General features: G+C 45.1%; 13 protein-coding genes and 1 CRISPR repeat array. Of the genes, 12 read left to right on the plus strand and 1 reads right to left on the minus strand.

The window, feature by feature from the left end:
• Positions 1 to 153: 153 nt before the first annotated feature.
• The 4 genes from HPL003_RS18210 (at position 154) to HPL003_RS18225 (ending at position 4,818) form a co-directional block, all read left to right on the plus strand.
• Positions 154 to 2,178, plus strand: a complete 2,025-nt coding sequence (locus HPL003_RS18210; protein WP_014281184.1) for a serine/threonine-protein kinase — start codon at positions 154 to 156, stop codon at positions 2,176 to 2,178.
• A gap of 73 nt (positions 2,179 to 2,251) precedes the next feature.
• Positions 2,252 to 3,004: a vWA domain-containing protein gene (locus tag HPL003_RS18215; RefSeq protein WP_014281185.1), complete on the plus strand. Its 753-nt coding sequence runs from the start codon at positions 2,252 to 2,254 to the stop codon at positions 3,002 to 3,004.
• A 12-nt stretch (positions 3,005 to 3,016) separates the two neighbouring features.
• Complete coding sequence (locus HPL003_RS18220) at positions 3,017 to 3,853, plus strand: hypothetical protein (protein WP_014281186.1); 837 nt, start codon at positions 3,017 to 3,019, stop codon at positions 3,851 to 3,853.
• Between the two features lie 155 nt (positions 3,854 to 4,008).
• Positions 4,009 to 4,818 (plus strand): SDR family oxidoreductase, encoded by an 810-nt coding sequence (locus tag HPL003_RS18225; protein WP_014281187.1) that lies wholly within the window; start codon positions 4,009 to 4,011, stop codon positions 4,816 to 4,818.
• Between the two features lie 305 nt (positions 4,819 to 5,123).
• Positions 5,124 to 5,561: direct repeats of the CRISPR family, unit length 33 nt; unit sequence GTCGCACTCTGTATGAGTGCGTGGATTGAAATA.
• A gap of 142 nt (positions 5,562 to 5,703) precedes the next feature.
• On the opposite strand, the gene HPL003_RS29465 is transcribed toward HPL003_RS18225, so the two are convergent.
• Positions 5,704 to 7,146, minus strand: a complete 1,443-nt coding sequence (locus HPL003_RS29465; RefSeq protein WP_014281188.1) for an SEC-C metal-binding domain-containing protein — start codon at positions 7,144 to 7,146, stop codon at positions 5,704 to 5,706.
• A 154-nt stretch (positions 7,147 to 7,300) separates the two neighbouring features.
• Here HPL003_RS29465 and HPL003_RS18235 point away from each other — a divergent pair, with 154 nt between their 5' ends.
• The 8 genes from HPL003_RS18235 to cas1c all read left to right on the plus strand — a co-directional run bounded on the left by HPL003_RS18235 (position 7,301) and on the right by cas1c (position 17,404).
• A complete protein-coding gene (locus HPL003_RS18235; RefSeq protein ID WP_014281189.1) occupies positions 7,301 to 8,290 on the plus strand; it encodes a phosphotransferase family protein in 990 nt (329 codons plus the stop codon).
• A 27-nt stretch (positions 8,291 to 8,317) separates the two neighbouring features.
• Positions 8,318 to 9,235: a DUF7638 domain-containing protein gene (locus HPL003_RS18240; protein ID WP_014281190.1), complete on the plus strand. Its 918-nt coding sequence runs from the start codon at positions 8,318 to 8,320 to the stop codon at positions 9,233 to 9,235.
• A gap of 358 nt (positions 9,236 to 9,593) precedes the next feature.
• Complete coding sequence (locus HPL003_RS18245) at positions 9,594 to 12,014, plus strand: CRISPR-associated helicase/endonuclease Cas3 (RefSeq protein WP_014281191.1); 2,421 nt, start codon at positions 9,594 to 9,596, stop codon at positions 12,012 to 12,014.
• Positions 12,015 to 12,218: 204 nt separating this feature from the next.
• Positions 12,219 to 12,941, plus strand: coding sequence for a type I-C CRISPR-associated protein Cas5c (cas5c, locus tag HPL003_RS18250; RefSeq protein ID WP_014281192.1), 723 nt, complete (start codon positions 12,219 to 12,221; stop codon positions 12,939 to 12,941).
• Complete coding sequence (gene cas8c, locus HPL003_RS18255; RefSeq protein WP_014281193.1) at positions 12,938 to 14,863, plus strand: type I-C CRISPR-associated protein Cas8c/Csd1; 1,926 nt, start codon at positions 12,938 to 12,940, stop codon at positions 14,861 to 14,863. Before cas5c ends, cas8c begins: the two co-directional genes overlap by 4 nt.
• Entirely contained in the window at positions 14,864 to 15,730 is an 867-nt protein-coding gene (gene cas7c, locus HPL003_RS18260; protein ID WP_014281194.1) for a type I-C CRISPR-associated protein Cas7/Csd2, read from the plus strand.
• The gene (gene cas4 / locus HPL003_RS18265; protein WP_014281195.1) at positions 15,717 to 16,376 is read left to right on the plus strand and encodes a CRISPR-associated protein Cas4; all 660 of its coding nucleotides are present in this window, start codon (positions 15,717 to 15,719) and stop codon (positions 16,374 to 16,376) included. The genes cas7c and cas4 overlap by 14 nt, the downstream gene beginning before the upstream one ends.
• The gene (gene cas1c / locus HPL003_RS18270; RefSeq protein ID WP_014281196.1) at positions 16,373 to 17,404 is read left to right on the plus strand and encodes a type I-C CRISPR-associated endonuclease Cas1c; all 1,032 of its coding nucleotides are present in this window, start codon (positions 16,373 to 16,375) and stop codon (positions 17,402 to 17,404) included. Before cas4 ends, cas1c begins: the two co-directional genes overlap by 4 nt.
• Positions 17,405 to 17,410: the final 6 nt, after the last annotated feature.

The raw sequence follows: 17,410 nt of genomic DNA on the forward strand, positions 1-17,410 counted from the left end.
ATGAACCATTCCTTGTGGTTTGTACATTTGGTATAGTGGTTATCAGGAAAAACCGGGCGATCTTCGGACACCCGGTTTTCTTGCCATCCACAGATTGTATATAATAGGGTGAGGAAACTAGCATACTGAACGATGTAAGGAGAGGGATGTTCCATGTCTTTTCAACCGAATCCGGGAGACGAATTGATCATAAACGACACAGCCTATGTGGTTGGGCGACATCCTGCTGCACCCGGTTTGGCTTATGCTCAAGCAGGGCGGCAGGGGATCGTATACCAGCTGAATGCCAAAAGCGGAGAGCCGCATGAGGCTAAAGCCCTTAAAGTGTTTTTTCCAAAGTTCCGTATCCCGGCTATGGTTTATCAATCTGAGCATATGGAAGCGTACGGGGATATTCCCGGTTTGCAGGTATGCAAGCGTGATGTGCTCACTCCAGAAAGAAACGGAAGTCTGATCGCCGAGCAGCCTGATTTGCTGTATGCAGTGCTGATGCCATGGATCCATGGGACAACATGGTTCGATTGCCTCACAGCTCAGCAGCAGCTTGAGGCTTCCGATAGTCTGGCTTTGGCCAGAGCGCTGGCAGGGATCGGTTCAGCTATGGAGCAAAAAGGACTGGCGCACTGTGATTTATCTGCGCCAAATGTCATGCTTCCGTTTTTTTCTGAAGTGGAACTGCCTGAAGGCACATCAGCTGTAGAATTGGTCGATGTGGAACAAATGTACAGTACCAAAATGGATCGTCCGGATGCTCTATTAGCGGGTTCGCCGGGGTATGCTGCGCATCGTACCGTTCACAGCGGATTATGGAGCGCGTATGCGGATCGTTTTGCAGGGGCCATTATTATCGGTGAAATGCTCGGGTGGTCAGACCGTGTGGTGGTCGATAAAGCGTGGGGCGAAAGCTATTTTGACCAGCATGAAATGCAGACGCCTTGCGAACGTTATTATATTTTGCGCAAGTCGCTGGAATCCCGCTGGGGAAGCAAGTTGGTGGAGTTGTTTAGCCGTGCCTGGGACAGTCAGGATCTGAGCAGTTGCCCTACCTTTGGTGAATGGCTGGTTGTACTCAATGCACTTACTGAGCAAGAGATTCCTGTTGAAGTAGAGGCGGTGAAACCCGAGGCGACAGAGGCAGCAGCATTAGCTACTGGTGAGTCCGGGGAAGCTGCATCCTCCTTGGTTGCACCACTCCAAGCTGAGCAAGCTGCGATACTGAACCAGGCGGTCGAGGAGCAAGGGGAGCGTGGGGTGACGGACAAGCTGTTCCGACAGGCACGTGAACTGGAGAAGCAAAACAAGCCTGCTGCGGCTCTGGAGGTATATCGGTCGTTGTATCATTTTGTAGAAGACGGTAGCCCTCTACATGTGGAGGTATCGGCTGCCATCATGGGGCTGGAGGAGCAGTTGAATCCCAAGCCGCTTGAGCAGCCGGAAAAATCAGCAGCCTGGTATCGCTCCAAAACGTTCATTGTAACAACGGCGGCGGCTGTCGTCCTGCTGGCCGTTGGCATTCCAGCCGTGAATATTCTAGCGGATCAGTCCAATCAGCGGCAAATCGAGGCAGCCAAGCAGGAAGAAGCCAAAAAGGCTGCGGAAGCGAAGCTGGCTGCCGAACAGGAGGCTGCTCAAAAGGCACTGACGGAGAAGCAAGGGCAGGAAGCTGAGCAGCAGGCCAAACAACAGGCTCTTGCTGTCCAAAAGCAGCAGGAAGAGCAGAAAAAACAACAGGCTCTAGTAGCTCAGCAGGTCAAATATGAAGCCTACCTCGCTCAAAAGGAACAAAACAAGCAGGCAGCCGCCAAGCTGGCAAAGCAAAAAGCGTATGATCAGCAGGCGAAGTACGAAAAATATTTAGCTTGGAAAAAAGACCAGTCTGCCCGCGCAGCGCAGGAAGAAGCAGCACGTAAGGCGGCAGCAGAGGCGAAGCAAAAGCAAAAAGCGTCAATTCAGGCAAGTAACAAACGGAATGTTCTTCAGCTCATTTCCCTGTATAACAAGGCATATGCCTCTCAGGAGGGTGGAAGCACGGCGAAGGCGAAGGGTTTTGCCAATCGTTTTAGAGCATTGTATGAAAGTAATTCTTCCTATTATCGTTCGGTAGGCGAAGTTGGTTATCGCGCTTCCTCTATCTATAACTTTTTGAGCGATACGAATTTCAGACTGCCTAAAATTTAATTATTCAAATTTTCAGATATGGATTGAATGACAAAAGTTGATAGAAGGTAACTGAGGGGAGCATGTGTAAAAGATGAATTATACGATACAGGCTTCACAACGTACCCCCGCCCTGATCATTTACCTGATTGACATTAGCGCGTCAATGAACATGCTCATGGAAGGGCGGCGGCGAATTGATGTCGTATATGAAGCTATATCACTGGCGATCCGGCAGATGGTTTTCCGTTCTACGAAAGGGAATCGGCTGACTGCACGCTACCGGATTGCGATTTTGGCTTATAGTGACGACGTATATGATCTGCTCAACGGTGTGAAGGGGATTGATGAAATCGCAGCGATTGGTTCGTTGCCCGATTTGACGCCCAAGCGGTTTTCAGATTCGGCAAAAGCTTTCTTGCAAGCCGAACGAATTTTACAGGCTGAGCTGCCGGGGATGCAGGATTGCCCTGCACCTTTGGTTTGTCATATGACAGATGGTGTTTCCACAGGTGATGATCCGGAGCCCATTGCGAAGCGTATTATGAGCATGAGCGTACCGGACGGCAATGTACTGGTGGAAAACATATTTTTATCGGACAGACTACTGGAAACGCCTATTCAGGACCCACGCCGCTGGAAAGGTCTCACGCATAATACGCCGTTACAGGATGAACATGCTGTGAAATTGCGTAATATGTCTTCTGTACTTCCTGAAAGCTATCGGGAAATGCTGTTTGAGGCAGATTATCAGCTAGGTGAGGGAGCAATTATGATGCTGCCCGGAACCTGTCCGGAACTGGTGTCCATCGGTTTCCAAATGTCGGCCGCAACGCCTGTACGGTAAGGAGGTAAAAGCATGAATCCACTGCTGTCTCTGCTCCCCACGAGCAAAAGGAAGGGAATGAATGCACGGCTGGGGCAGCATTTTGCCTACACAAGCTCTCAGACGGGCGATCAGCCACTATCGACTCATCATAGCCGCTTTATGTGCCGTTATGGTTACGGAAGGTCTGCCGAATCTGCCAGTATGGGTGAAAGTGGACAGGATTTCGCCGCAGTGAGCATTCATAAATCTGTCTGTTGTTTTGTTCTGTGTGATGGTGTCGGACTTAGTTATCAGGGAGATTTTGCAGCCCGCTATTTGGGTTCCTCTTTGCTGGATTGGATGGAACAGGGCCAGGATCTGTCTGCCGATAAACTGAGGCTGTACCTCGAACGTTTGGCGGGCATAGCTGCCGAGGAACTGGATCGGCAGCCTTTGCACCATGAATCGGGCTTGATGCGTTCGGTGCTGGAGGATAAACGTCGTCAGGGAAGCCAGTCGATGTATATTTGCGGTAAAATCGAGCTGCCAAAGCGCGGTACCCGTGGGCGTCTCAGGCTTGCCTGGCAAGGGGATTCACGATTGCGATTATGGAACGGTACAGAGGAGATCAGCGAATTATTTGATCATACCTTTTCCACAGCGGAACGCTGGTCCACAAGCCGCGGGCCGATTGGAGGTAAGCCTCATTGGTACGAAAGAAGCATACCCGCAGATATGCCGATGAGATTACAGGTTTATAGTGACGGATTATCCGATTTGGACCCTATTCGTGAGCTTGTCCCTGATGAGCAGATACAGGTTTTGCTGGATGCCTCCCATACCGGAGGGCTGGATGATGATGCTGCATTTATTGAATTGCAGTGGTAAATGGAATCAAAAAAGGACGTATGCATCCATACTGATGGTGTATAACGTCCTTTTTGATGAATAAATAGAAAGAAACTAACGGTTATGGTGATTATAAAGTATACCTTTTTGGGTAATCTTGTGATTATACAGGATACTGAAAGGGAGCGATACATATGGGCTATACATTGGCAGGAGGCGCGCGCTTTGAAGGAAAAACGGCTCTGATCACGGGAGCCGGTTCTGGTATTGGCAAGGCAACGGCTATTCAAATGGCCAGAGAGGGAGCGAATGTTGCACTTTTTGATGTCAGTAATGAACGGATTGTAGAGACGGAGAGAGAGATTAATGCTATACGTGAAGGTGCCGCTCGGGCTTTTGACGTGGATATTGCCGATCCGGTGCGTGTGGAAAAAGCCGTTTTGGAAGCAGTTGAGTTGTTTGGCGGGCTGCATATCATTTTTGCCAATGCCGGGATTAATGGGGTTGTTGGACCGATTGAGGATTTGAGCATTGAGGATTGGCGGCAGACGCTGTCTACGAATCTGGATGGTACTTTCCTGACAGTGAAGTATACCGTACCGCATTTGAAAAAGAACGGTGGCGGCAGCATTATCATTACCAGCTCTATTAATGGAAATCAGCGCTTTACCAGCTTTGGAATGTCAGCCTACAGTACGTCCAAAGCAGGTCAAACCGGTTTTGCTAAAATGGCTGCGCTGGAACTTGCTAAGTTCCGTATTCGTGTCAATGTGATCTATCCGGGAGCTATTTCGACGAATATTGACGAAACGACGGAGAAATCCGAAAGTTTAAAGCAGATTACTATCCCGGTCGAGTTCCCAGAAGGGGGGCAGCCATTGGCTAATGGACCAGGTCAACCCGGGCAGGTAGCTGATTTGGTAACGTTCCTGGCTTCCGATCATTCGCGTCATATTACTGGTGCCCAAATTGTGATTGATGGGGCAGAGTCCTTGTTGTTTTAGCACTAGAGCATTCTTAGTGTTAGAAAAATGATGGGTGGTGTTCGAGTGTATTGTCTTGGCTATGATGCTTATTTATGGTATATGTATAAGGGGAAATAAAACGAATATTCTGCTCTTATGTTGAGGTGCGAATGTGAAGCTCCCATAAAAACCCCGGATCCTTCGCACCTCGAAATTTGTCGAAAAGCATTCAAATCAGCTTTCTTCGGTAGAAGTCAATGGTTGATTCAAGCTTTTTTGGCATCGATTTTTGCTAAAATGTATGGTATTGATATCATTAGAGTATGAATTGTTGCATTTTCGCTGTCGCACTCTGTATGAGTGCGTGGATTGAAATCAGCGAGACGACCAGTTTTAAGCAGCTAAATGATGTCGCACTCTGTATGAGTGCGTGGATTGAAATATTGATTTAGAACCCGCAGAGCCGGAGATTCCAGTAACGTCGCACTCTGTATGAGTGCGTGGATTGAAATGCCTTCCTACGCCAAATGACTGGAGGGATACACCGTCGCACTCTGTATGAGTGCGTGGATTGAAATAGATGAAGCGACCTCTACGGCCTTTTGAATACTCGTGTCGCACTCTGTATGAGTGCGTGGATTGAAATAAAAATTCCGTCAAGATTGTAGCAGACCTCATAGTCGCACTCTGTATGAGTGCGTGGATTGAAATACATACCCATCAATACTCCTTGATGGATTCGAAGCACCGTCGCACTCTGTATGAGTGTGTGGAATGAAGCGACTGAATCATATGCTCAAGAAGTAACTCAAACTCCTTAGAAGGAGATCAGTTCATACTAGGCATCTTGACGATTAAAAGCCGAACATCCCGCAAACCTCTATTTCAGAGCTGTGTGGGATGTTCTATGAGTTTACTAGTTCATTATTGTTTTTGCTTACTGATCCATTCGGTCAGACCGTATAGCTTGTACCACAGAGCTTCATGGGTACTGAAGTAGTTAACAGCATCATTCTGATCGCCGGGAGTCATGTAATCTGGTCTTGTTGCTGGCATAGATTTTTTACCCAGGAGAAATGCAAGGACATGTTGATTCTGTTTGCGTGCGCGTTTGTAGAGGAGAGGTAATCTGGCACTATATCCACTTTTTAGGTATTCCAGAACCAATTGATTATATTGAAATTCAGTTGATATTTCGTTTTCATATGACTTAAAGATCCGTTCTGCCTGATCCAGACGCTCCAGCTCCAAATAACATTTGAGCAAGCTGTACCGAATCCCTTGGTTATCATTGGGGTTTAATTCAAGTAAAACTTCGTACTGTTCACACGCAGCGCTGATTCTGCCAGAAGTATATAACAAATCGGCATGCAGATTTGTTGCACGCATATAGAGTCGTGTTTCAGATAGACCCCAGAAGTAACCTTTGTTTTCCTTGAAAAAGGGCTCACCTAGTTCCTTTTGCGCAAAATTCATGGCGGACTCCGAGAGTTTAATAGCTTCTGAGATATCCGTCGACAATTGGGCTAACAACAGCAGCGCGTCCGAGTTGTTTGGATCGAGCTTCAGGGCTTGCTGGACTAATTTAATTTGCTTGGCTGAGGAGGATTCCTTTTCTGCCTTCATCAATAACTCGTAAGCTTTGTCTTCATTCGATTCAGGAGAACGAATTTTAAATGCCTCTGGATTATTAAGTTGCTTAGCCAGAAATTTTTCCAGCTCCTCAGGGCTATTAAGTTCTTGGGATTCAACGAGTCTTTGAATATTCGCCAGCATAGCCTCATGCTCCAGGTCAGAATAGGCGAGGAGACCTGTATGCTCCGCTTGCATATCTGATGAACCTTGGGATAATTGCCCGACATATTCTTCAAAAAAATCCTCCAGCTTTCGCAAATTAGTGGACAGACTGGATACAGAAACTTTATGCTTCGCCGCAAGCTCAGATTGGGTGGAAAAGCCCCCGAAGTCTGTTACAAAGAAATACTCAATCGCGGCTTTATAACCACCTGCTTTACGAAAGGCGGGCTTCTTTATTTTACAAAAGTCGTTCCAGATCATTAAGGTTCCAACGAGACAGCTACGTACAATTCTGGATTTCATATCATATTCAGCGTATAGTTTCTTAAAAAGTTCTTCAGTAAGCTCATACTGCGCGTTACTCGGCCAGTCCAGTTTGTGAATCAGATTTGTTAGCCTTTCAGAAGATTCGGCATACGCAGCCATGTCTTCCGGGCTGGAGTCGCCCTTTAATTGTTGATCGTGTCCGGTCGCATTTCGCTCCGTTTGCTGATCCTGATCAAGACAACACTTTTTATACTTTTTACCACTCCCACAATGACAGAGGTCGTTCCTTCCTAATTGGGCCAATTTGTAAACACTCCTCATACAGATTCTATATCATTAAAGGATACCAATCATCCTGTTATTTTTCAAAATATCTCTCGTTAGCTTAGGAATAGTATATATTATAGCCAGAAGAGTTACTTGAATAGCTCGTCTGTAGAAAGAGGAGGTCATATGAATGAAAGACAGGTGGGAACGTATCAAGCAACCAGCACAGCTCAATTCCGAGCAAATTCAAGCCTGTGTCCAAACAGTTTACTCTGGTAAGAGGGTTCTTTTTACCACACAGCCTGAGACGGGTTTGAGTAATAGCAACTTCAAATTACATATCGAAGGAATGGAGCGTCCTGTACTTTTTCGAGTGTATAGAGATGAGAACAAGTTAATTGCGGAAAAAGAGTACGCGATTTCGCGATGGGTTCACCATACTGTACCGATTGCAAAATATTTGTATTTGGATACCAGTTGTACTGTGATAGATCATCCTTGGGCCATTCTGGAATGGAAAGAAGGAGAGCTTCTGCGAGATATTTTGCAAAAAGGAACAGAGTACCAGATGATTTCGGCTGCGGCATCCGTGGGCAAGACACTTGCCCGTATTCATCAGCATACGTTCGCTGAATCCGGTTTTTTGGGACCAGATTTGAGCATCACAGAGCCATTTCCGATGGACGAGAATAGTTTCCTGTCATTTATAGAGCATAGTCTGTTTCATAATGAGTCTGGTCGGTGGCTTGGCGAAGAGTTAACGAATGCTCTTTGGTCTTGCTGCAAAGCTCGTAGCTCCTTGTTAACCTCTCGAGAGGATACACCTGTACTCGTTCATTCTGATTTTAACGGTTTAAATTTATTAATACAGCAAATTGAGAGTACAGATGAGCTGGAAGTATCTGCGGTGCTAGATTGGGAATTCGCTTTTGCAGGACGACGACATGTGGATTTTGGCAACATATTGCGCTATGAAGAAGCCAATTCACCGTTTGAACGTTCCTTCATCACTTCCTATCAGGCGGAAGGCGGAATTCTCAATGAGGACTGGCGACATGTGGCGACATTGGAAGACTTGATTGCATTGTGCGATATGTTGAATAATTCAACCAAGGGCACCCCTAATCGGGTGAAGGATTTGAAGCATTTAATCGCTCGTTCCATAGCTGGTCTAGCTTAAATTGTACGTGTTAGGAGAGAAGAGACGATGCAAAAAATGTACCGCAATAAACGTGTAGAAGGGACTCGGATTCCAGGAATCATTCATAACGGCAGTTATTTTTTGACTCCGATTGATGTGTATGAGGATGGGATGGTTAACTGTTGGGATCTAGTTGATCTGGCAGGGCTAATCGGAAAGTTAGAGTCGGGATGGATCGTGACGGATATTCCTGAAGGTGAGCATTTGTCCATCTTCCATCTTGGGTATTTTAAAGTAACCGATGCACATTGGCAGTTTGATGCACAGGCGTATTATGAATATATTGTGAAAGTGATCAAGCAACTTAATCCTGATTTTACCAATATTTATCAAGTGCATGAGCGTGAGAAAGCATTGATGGAAAAAAGAAGGCTGGCTCTGTCCCCTTCACCGACTCCGTTTTATGTGGCACGGGAGTTGGGATATAATACGAACAAAGGAAATGGGTTCTATATCTTTTGCCACGATGGAGAACGTAATCATCTTGTAGATCTTACAGTGTATGAGGATGGAAAAGTCTTCTGGACTCACTCTGGTGAGCAGCATTCAGCTATGATTGAGGACATAAAGGTGCTTTTTGAGAATGGAACATTTTTTGTAGACTGCACAGAAGGGGCTCGAATCTACCTTAGCGATTTTGCCGAAGTAACCCTGACTGGACAATCGGAGCTTTGTATTCAGAACAAATATGATGAATTAATAGACATGCACATCAAGCTACAGGGTGGTAAAACAGCTTCTGAAAAATGTGAAGATGCTTATCATGCTTATTTGATCTATCCTAGTGATTATACGAGGGAACGTCTAAAAGAGGCTTACGAACAGGTACCCGAGCATTTGCGGATGTACTTAGGAGATATGGATAACCGCGACACGGATTACATCCGAATTATTTACCATCCAGATGAGAAAAGAGAAGTATGAGGTGGCGGAGCCAAATGAGTAATGAACTATTCATGATGATAAGTCGCACTCTACATGAGTCCGTGGGTTGAAATAAAAGTGGTCCGCTTTATAAATAGTATGAATCCTCAGAGGAAAGACTCTGGGGATTTCTTATTTTATAGAGGATGAATGAAAGCGTGGTGTACATGTTCTTTCTCTCTGTATAGTCTTTTTCGCTGGTACTATGATTGCTTGTATTGGTGAATTGTCTGATAATTTGATTTTTTTGGGAGGTTTTTGTAATTCGATGTCGAAATGATAGGTAAAAGTAAATATGCCTTTGTGCCTTTTTTATTATTTAATTAGTATAAAAGACTTGGTTCAGGAGGCGCGTTAAATGAAATATATAGCTCACATTCGACAGAAAGACGGATGTATTCAGACAGTGAAAGATCATTTACAGGAAGTGAAAGATAGTTGTGAGCGTTATGGTGGAAAAATTGGTGTCGGTCATTTGGCTGGACTTGCGGGTTGGCTACATGATCTGGGAAAAAATACAAACGAATTCAAAATGTATATTCAAGAAGCTGTGGCTAATCCGGATGCACCTCCACGCAGAGGTTCTGTAGATCATTCAACAGCGGGTGGTAAATTCCTCTTTGACCGTTACCACCATTCCTCTTCCGTTAATGACAAGGTTGCTGCGGAATGGGTCGGGAATTGTATCATTTCCCATCACCAAGGTTTACGGGACTTTATTGATCCTGAGCTGACTTCTCCTTTTTTAAAACGGGTCTCTAAGGACTTGGAAGAATTTGAGCAAACAAAATCCGAATTTTTTGAGCATGTTTCACAACAAGAGCTGGATCAATATTTTTCTGAGGCTAAGAAGGAACTAGAGCATTATTTAGGCCTTATTAAACAGCACAAACTTCCTTCTATTGCTGCTTCCCTTCTTATGAAGTACATATTTAGTTGTCTGATTGACGCGGACCGAACCAATACCCGGCAGTTTGAAGAGGATGAAGAAACGGAGCAACCTCTGGATAGTCATTCGTTTTTTAAAAGAAGCTATGATGCTCTGACAAACATGCTGGTGAAGCTTGAGCACGAAAGTGATTCGGAAGAGCCAATTAACCGTTTAAGACGTGAGATGTCCCGGCAATGTGACGATTTTGCACTACGTCCATCCGGTATATACACGCTATCCATTCCTACAGGCGGCGGAAAAACACTGGCAAGCTTGCGATATGCGCTTAAACATGCGATGACCTTTAACAAGGAACGAATCATTTACATTGTTCCCTACACAACAATTATTGAGCAAAATGCTGCGGAAATCAGGGGTATCTTGCAGGAAGACGATATGATACTGGAGCATCATTCTAACGTAATTGAGGGAGATGATGAGCTTGAGAACGAAGATTATGACGTGTATCAGAAAAAAATAAAGTTAGCAAGAGACACATGGGATCGCCCGATTATTTTCACGACTATGGTTCAGTTTCTGAATACCTTCTATGCGAAAGGTACTCGTAATGTACGAAGATTGCATCAGTTGTCGAATTCAGTCATTATTTTTGATGAAGTTCAGTCGGTACCTGTGAAATGTATTTCTTTATTCAACGCGGCACTAAATTTTTTGCACATTATGGGTGATTCCAGTTTATTGCTTTGTACAGCAACACAACCTGCCCTTGATTTTGTAAAGCACAAGCTTCATTTTTCCAATCAGGCCGAAATTATTGAAAATATGGATGAGGTGGGCAAAAGTTTCAAACGGGTAGAAGTGGTGAATCGCACAACAACTTTGGGGTGGGGAGCAGAGGAACTAGCGGACTTTATACAAGAACAAATGGAAGAAGTCAACAGTTTGCTTGTGATTCTGAATACAAAAATGGCTGTGCGTAAGCTATTTGATCAATTATATCAACGTGAGGGATTGGGAGAAGGTGGCGCAAGATTATTTCATCTGAGCACGAATATGTGTGCGGCCCATCGTAAAGATGTGTTGTCCGAACTAAAACGGGCCCTTGAGGCAAATGAGCGTGTCATCTGTGTTAGTACGCAGCTTATTGAAGCAGGAGTCAATATCAGCTTTGAATGCGTTGTTCGCTCACTATCCGGGCTGGACTCTATTGCTCAGGCAGCCGGTAGATGTAACCGACATGGCAAGGATAAGCTGCGGTATGTGTATATCATTAAATCGGCTGACGAGAACCTTTCAAGGTTGCCTGAAATTCAGATTGGCAGGGAACAGACAGAGCGCATATTAAATGAGTTTGAGCAGGACCCGCAACGATTTGACCATGATTTATTATCTGCATCAGCAATGAAAGCCTATTTTGAATATTACTACCACAATATTAAAGAAGAAATGGATTATCCCGTCTCCAAGCTGGAAAAAAATTTGTTCGACTTGTTGAGTGCAAACAAGGACTATTATGGAGCTTACAAGAACAAGTGCGGTAAGAATCCCGAGATTCTAAGCCGCCCATCCATAGCGACTGCGGAGCAATATTTTGAGGTTATCAGTAACAAGGCTACATCGGTATTGGTACCTTATAATAACGAAGCAGAAGAGTTAATCTTAGCGTTTAATGGTGAACTGGACAGTCGGGAATTGGGTGGGCTACTGCGGAAACTGCAACCCTATGTCGTTAATATCTATGACCATGAGCTAAAAAAGCTGGAGAAAAACGGTGATCTATATCCTTTATTGCATGGTCATGTTCTGGCATTGAGGGAAACGGCTTATTCTGGGCAATTTGGAGTTGGGTCAGAGGGTGAAGGAGAATGGTCGATGGCTATGATCTAAAAGAGAAAACCCGCCAAAGGCGGGCACTCAAATAATCCTGTATAATTTTCAATCCACGCTTCTCAGCGACCCATTGAGTGTAGCACAAGATCAGAGAAACAATCAATCTGCAAAGTGATAGTTGTATTTATTTGGAATATAGTATATGCTGAGAATGTAAATTTTATAACTATAAATAATCCTTTATAAGAAGGGAGGATAAAAATGCGGAATCAAATTGAGTTTGAGGTGTCTGGAAGATACGCTCTTTTTACAGACCCATTAACGAAACTTGGGGGAGAAAAATTTTCATATCAGGTTCCTAGTTATGAGAGCTTAAAGGGGATTGTGGAAAGCATCTACTGGAAGCCGACATTAACGTGGGTTGTGGACGAGGTTCGAGTTATGAAATTTATCCAGACCGAGTCAAAAGGAATTCGCCCCATTGAATATAGCGGGGGAAATACGTTGGCCTATTACACCTATCTAAAGGATGTTCATTATCAGGTACGTGCTCATTTCGAGTTCAACCCCCATCGTGAAGACCTTATGTATGACCGTAACGAATTTAAACATCACAACATAGCTAAACGGGCGGTCAAGGCCGGAGGACGCAGAGATATTTTTCTGGGCACGCGTGAATGCCAAGGCTACGTTGAACCCTGCGTTTTCGGCGAAGGAGCGGGGGACTACGATGAGGTTCCTGAAATTGATTTTGGTACGATGGTGCATGGGATCAGCTATCCAGATGAAACCGGTCGAAAAGAACGGGAAACCCGGCTTTGGAGAGCCAAAATGCAACATGGTATAATCCGCTTTATTCGTCCGGAGGAGTGCACATTGGTGCGTAAGACAGGTGAGGGGGCAGTGAAAGCGTTCAGTTCTGCCAACATGCAAGATGTGGACAGTCTGTACGAAGAAATGTTCGTGGATGGGGGAAGTGAATGAGCTGGCTGGCGAATTTATATAAAACGTATGAAAATCATACGCGTGATGTCGGACAATTTGAGAAAAAGAAAAATAACCGTGAATACGCGTTGATCCCCGTATCCCATACGACACAGAGCGCTCACATAGAGGTCAATCTGGACGGGGAGGGTAACTATCTTTCAGCAAAAGTTATCGACAAAAACGAGGGGAGCACTATTATTCCATGTACGGAGGCTTCTGCTAGTCGGACAAGCGCTCCAGTTCCGTATCCACTCTTTGACAAGCTTGTCTATGTGGCAGGCGACTTTGTACAATATTGCGGCGAAGTAAAAGGAACGCCACACACAGATTATATGAAGCAATTGCGTTCCTGGTGCGAATCTCCCTATGGGCACTCGAAGGTAAAGTGCGTTCATGAATATCTGGCCAAAGGAACTCTCATAACAGATCTGATTCGGGACAAAGTTCTCTGGATTGACGGTCAGGGCAAGTTGATTGAAAAATGGACGGCAGCACTGGAAGCGGAGCGTGGGGAAAAGCCTGATATTTTCAAAGTAATCGTCTCCGATCAAAGTGCGGCTTTTATCCGCTTCGCGGTACAGGTGCCAGGGGAGGTAGAGTCCAGATTATGGCGTGACCCATCTGTTCAGCAATCTTTTATCCAATTTTATGAGATGAGCTTAAAGGAAAAAGACTTATGTTATGTATCGGGTGAACTGTTGCCTTATGCAGACAAGCATACTTCGCGCATCCGCAATTCCGCTGACAAATCCAAGCTGATTTCAGCGAATGATTCTGACGGTTTCACCTATCGGGGACGATTTCGTAGCAGCCGCGATGCGGCGACGGTCAGCTACGAAGTATCTCAGAAGGCTCACAATGCCTTAAAGTGGCTGATCGAACGTCAAGGGATCACTGTGGACGGTAGAGTTTTCCTTGTGTGGGGAATAGAAAGTCTGGACATGCCTGATCCGCTCGGTGATACGTTTAGCCTGTATCAAGATGAGGATGAAGAGCCGACAGGAGGAGACAGCACTCATAAGGAATTTGCTAATCAAGTGCGCCGCGCCATTGGCGGTTATCGTTATGATGGCAATTATACCTCCAATGTCATCATTATGGTGCTGGATGCGGCAACACCGGGGCGGCTGTCAATGGTATACTACCGTGATCTGAACAAGGAGATATTTCTGGATCGGTTACAAGCTTGGCACGAAACCTGTTACTGGCAACATCGGTATCGGAAAAGTGCAGATAACAAGAACATTACCTTTATTGGAGCACCTGCAACGAGAGATATTGCCTTTGCTGCCTACGGTCCACGAGCGAATGACAAGATCGTCAAAGGTTTAATTGAACGGATGCTTCCATGCATTATTGACGGACGAAAAATTCCGCTTGATATTGTACGCAGTGCGGTTAATCGTGCCTCGAATCCAGTGGGCTTGGATGAATGGGAGTGGGAGAAGACGTTGAGTATCACCTGCGCATTGGTAAACAAAACATTTGAGAGGGAGGGCTTTGAAGTGGCTTTAAATACCGAAAATAAAGACCGCAGCTATTTGTTTGGCAGGATGTTGGCGATTGCGGATGTGTTGGAAAGACGGGCACTGGGTCGGGAAGAAAAACGGGCTACAAATGCGGTTCGTTATATGAATGCTTTTGCACAGCGGCCTAGTCGAACCTGGACGATTATCCAGTCGAATATTCAACCTTATCAGGCAAGAATGGGAACAGATGCGGGATATTACAATCGCCTGCTGGATGAGGTAGGTGCGCAGCTAGAAGCTGAGAATTTTACGGATAAACCGTTAAGTGGTCTGTACCTGCTCGGATTTTACAGCCAGCGTAACGATTTGTACACGAGCAAGAAAAATAAGGAAATAGGAACGGATATCGAACAAGACCAGGAAAATAATGAACAGGGAGAGATCATATAAATGAGTGTACTTGACCATAAAATTGATTTTGCCGTTGTATTGTCAGTCCGTAATGCTAATCCGAACGGTGATCCGTTGAATGGTAATCGTCCGCGCCAAAATTATGATGGTTACGGTGAAATTTCCGATGTATGCATCAAACGAAAAATCCGTAATCGTCTACAGGATATGGGGGAACCCATCCTTGTACAGTCCGATGAGAGACGTGCGGATATTTACCGCAGCATTAAAGAACGTGTAGACGCTAATGCGGAAGTACAGGAATTTGGTAAGGGCAAAAAGCAAAACAATGAGCTTTACGCCCAAGCAGCCTGCAAATCTTGGATCGATGTACGAAGTTTTGGGCAAGTATTTGCTTTTACCAAAGAGGATGTATCCCTTGGGATTCGTGGACCTGTGTCCATACATACGGCGGTAAGCCTTGCTCCTATTGATATTTCCAGTATGCAGATTACCAAGAGCGTCAACGCAGTAACCCCTAAGGACCCTAATAAAAAAAGCTCTGATACGATGGGGATGAAGCACAGGGTTGATTTTGGTGTCTATGTTTTTTATGGAAGTATAAATACACAATTGGCGGAAAAAACCGGATTTACCTATGAGGATGCGGAGAAAATTCGGGAAGCTTTGAGAACACTGTTTGAAAATGACACCTCTTCCGCACGTCCTGATGGGAGTATGGAAGTTCATCATCTGTACTGGTGGGAGCATCAATCCAAATTAGGACAATATTCTTCGGCTAAAGTCCATCGTTCACTGCAAGTTCAGCTAAAAGAAGGTGTGAGTGAAGCGAGATCTTTTGAGGATTACGTATGTACGCTCCAACCGCTGGAAGGCTTAATGGCTCAAGAGTATGCAGGACTATAACGAAGAGGATTATTTGCTGCTATCCGGTATTCAGCATTTTAACTTCTGTAGAAGACAGTGGGCGTTAATTCACATTGAGCAGCAATGGGAAGAAAACGTGAAGACGATTGAGGGTGATCATCTACACAGAAAAGCCGATCAGCCGATGATTCGTGAGAAAAGAGGAGATAAACTCATCGTCCGCGCGTTACCTATACATTCCAGAGAGCTTGGTGTTACTGGTATCTGTGACGTCGTAGAGTTTGTACGTGATCCTCATGGGGTTCCGCTGGCAGGGGAGGAAGGTACGTACCTTCCTTTTCCTGTTGAATACAAGCGTGGCAAACCCAAACGCAATGATTCAGATCATTCTCAGTTAGTCGCACAAGTGATGTGTCTCGAAGAAATGCTCGTGTGTGATATTTCAAAAGGTTACTTTTATTACGACGAGATCAAACATCGGGTAGAGGTCATGATCACTGCTGCTGACCGTGAACGGGGCCGAACAAGTTTGCAGGAAATGCGGCATTATTTTGAGCGAAACCATACACCTAAAGCCAAAGCAGGGCCACATTGCCAAAGTTGCTCGCTTCAACACATATGTGTGCCGGAGATTTTGAATAAAAGATCTGTTTCCAGTTTCATTGAAAGCAGGATAGCTGAATGAAAAAAATACTAAATACATTGTTTGTTACCTTGCCGGATACGTACTTGTCACTGGATGGGGACAATATCGTTGTCAAACAAGAAGAGGCCATTCTTGCACGCTACCCTTTGCATAACTTGGAAGCTGTATGTACTTTTGGCTATGCAGGGGTAAGTCCGGGTCTGATGGGTGCTTGTGCATCACGTAATATAGATTTAACCTTTATGACGCGAACTGGACGTTTCCTGGCACGTGTGATCGGAGAGAGTCGTGGAAATGTGGTGCTCCGAAAAGAACAGTATCGGATTTCCGATGATGACAAAAGAAGCGCTCTTGTAGCCAGAAATATGATTATAGGCAAAATATATAACAATAAGTGGATTTTGGAGCGAGCGACAAGGGACTATCCCCTTCGTATGGACACGGATCGAATGAAGAAGGTGACTGCTTCTTTAGCGGGGGCCATGCAGCAAGTACGAGAAGTGGAGGACCTGGACATTTTACGGGGGTTGGAGGGTGCAGCGGCGGTACAGTACAATTCCGTGTTTGATGAACTGATTTTGCAGCAAAAGAAGGATTTTTATTTCCATGGACGCAATAAACGACCGCCGTTAGATAATGTCAATGCTTTATTATCTTTTGCCTACACACTGCTGTCCAACGATATGAAATCTGCTTTGGAAGCTGTCGGCTTGGATGCATATGTCGGTTTTCTGCATAGAGATCGTCCGGGACGAGCTTCGTTGGCACTGGACGTGATGGAGGAGCTTCGAGGAGTATATGCCGACCGTTTTGTCCTTACATTGATTAACAAAAAATTGATTCATGGCAAAGGATTTTATAGGAAAGAAAACGGTGCTGTGATTATGGATGATGACACGAGAAAAATAGTATTGAAGGCATGGCAGGAACGCAAACAGGAAAAGATTATTCATCCTTATTTGAATGAGAAAATGTCTTGGGGGCTTGTGCCCTATTCACAGGCTTTGCTCTTGGCTAGGCATATTCGGGGAGATCTGGACGAGTACCCTCCATTTTTGTGGAAGTAGGTGTTA

The sequence above is a fragment of the Paenibacillus terrae HPL-003 genome, from assembly GCF_000235585.1.
In the GTDB taxonomy this organism is placed as follows: Bacteria; Bacillota; Bacilli; order Paenibacillales; family Paenibacillaceae; genus Paenibacillus; species Paenibacillus terrae_B.

Coding starts and splice junctions, on each gene's coding strand:
- cas8c (WP_014281193.1), top strand. CDS start 12,938: ATGAGCTGGCTGGCGAATTTATATAAAACGTATGAAAATCATACGCGT.
- cas4 (WP_014281195.1), top strand. CDS start 15,717: ATGCAGGACTATAACGAAGAGGATTATTTGCTGCTATCCGGTATTCAG.
- cas1c (WP_014281196.1), top strand. CDS start 16,373: ATGAAAAAAATACTAAATACATTGTTTGTTACCTTGCCGGATACGTAC.
- HPL003_RS18215 (WP_014281185.1), top strand. CDS start 2,252: ATGAATTATACGATACAGGCTTCACAACGTACCCCCGCCCTGATCATT.
- HPL003_RS18210 (WP_014281184.1), top strand. CDS start 154: ATGTCTTTTCAACCGAATCCGGGAGACGAATTGATCATAAACGACACA.
- HPL003_RS18240 (WP_014281190.1), top strand. CDS start 8,318: ATGCAAAAAATGTACCGCAATAAACGTGTAGAAGGGACTCGGATTCCA.
- cas5c (WP_014281192.1), top strand. CDS start 12,219: ATGCGGAATCAAATTGAGTTTGAGGTGTCTGGAAGATACGCTCTTTTT.
- HPL003_RS18245 (WP_014281191.1), top strand. CDS start 9,594: ATGAAATATATAGCTCACATTCGACAGAAAGACGGATGTATTCAGACA.
- HPL003_RS18225 (WP_014281187.1), top strand. CDS start 4,009: ATGGGCTATACATTGGCAGGAGGCGCGCGCTTTGAAGGAAAAACGGCT.
- HPL003_RS18220 (WP_014281186.1), top strand. CDS start 3,017: ATGAATCCACTGCTGTCTCTGCTCCCCACGAGCAAAAGGAAGGGAATG.
- cas7c (WP_014281194.1), top strand. CDS start 14,864: ATGAGTGTACTTGACCATAAAATTGATTTTGCCGTTGTATTGTCAGTC.
- HPL003_RS18235 (WP_014281189.1), top strand. CDS start 7,301: ATGAAAGACAGGTGGGAACGTATCAAGCAACCAGCACAGCTCAATTCC.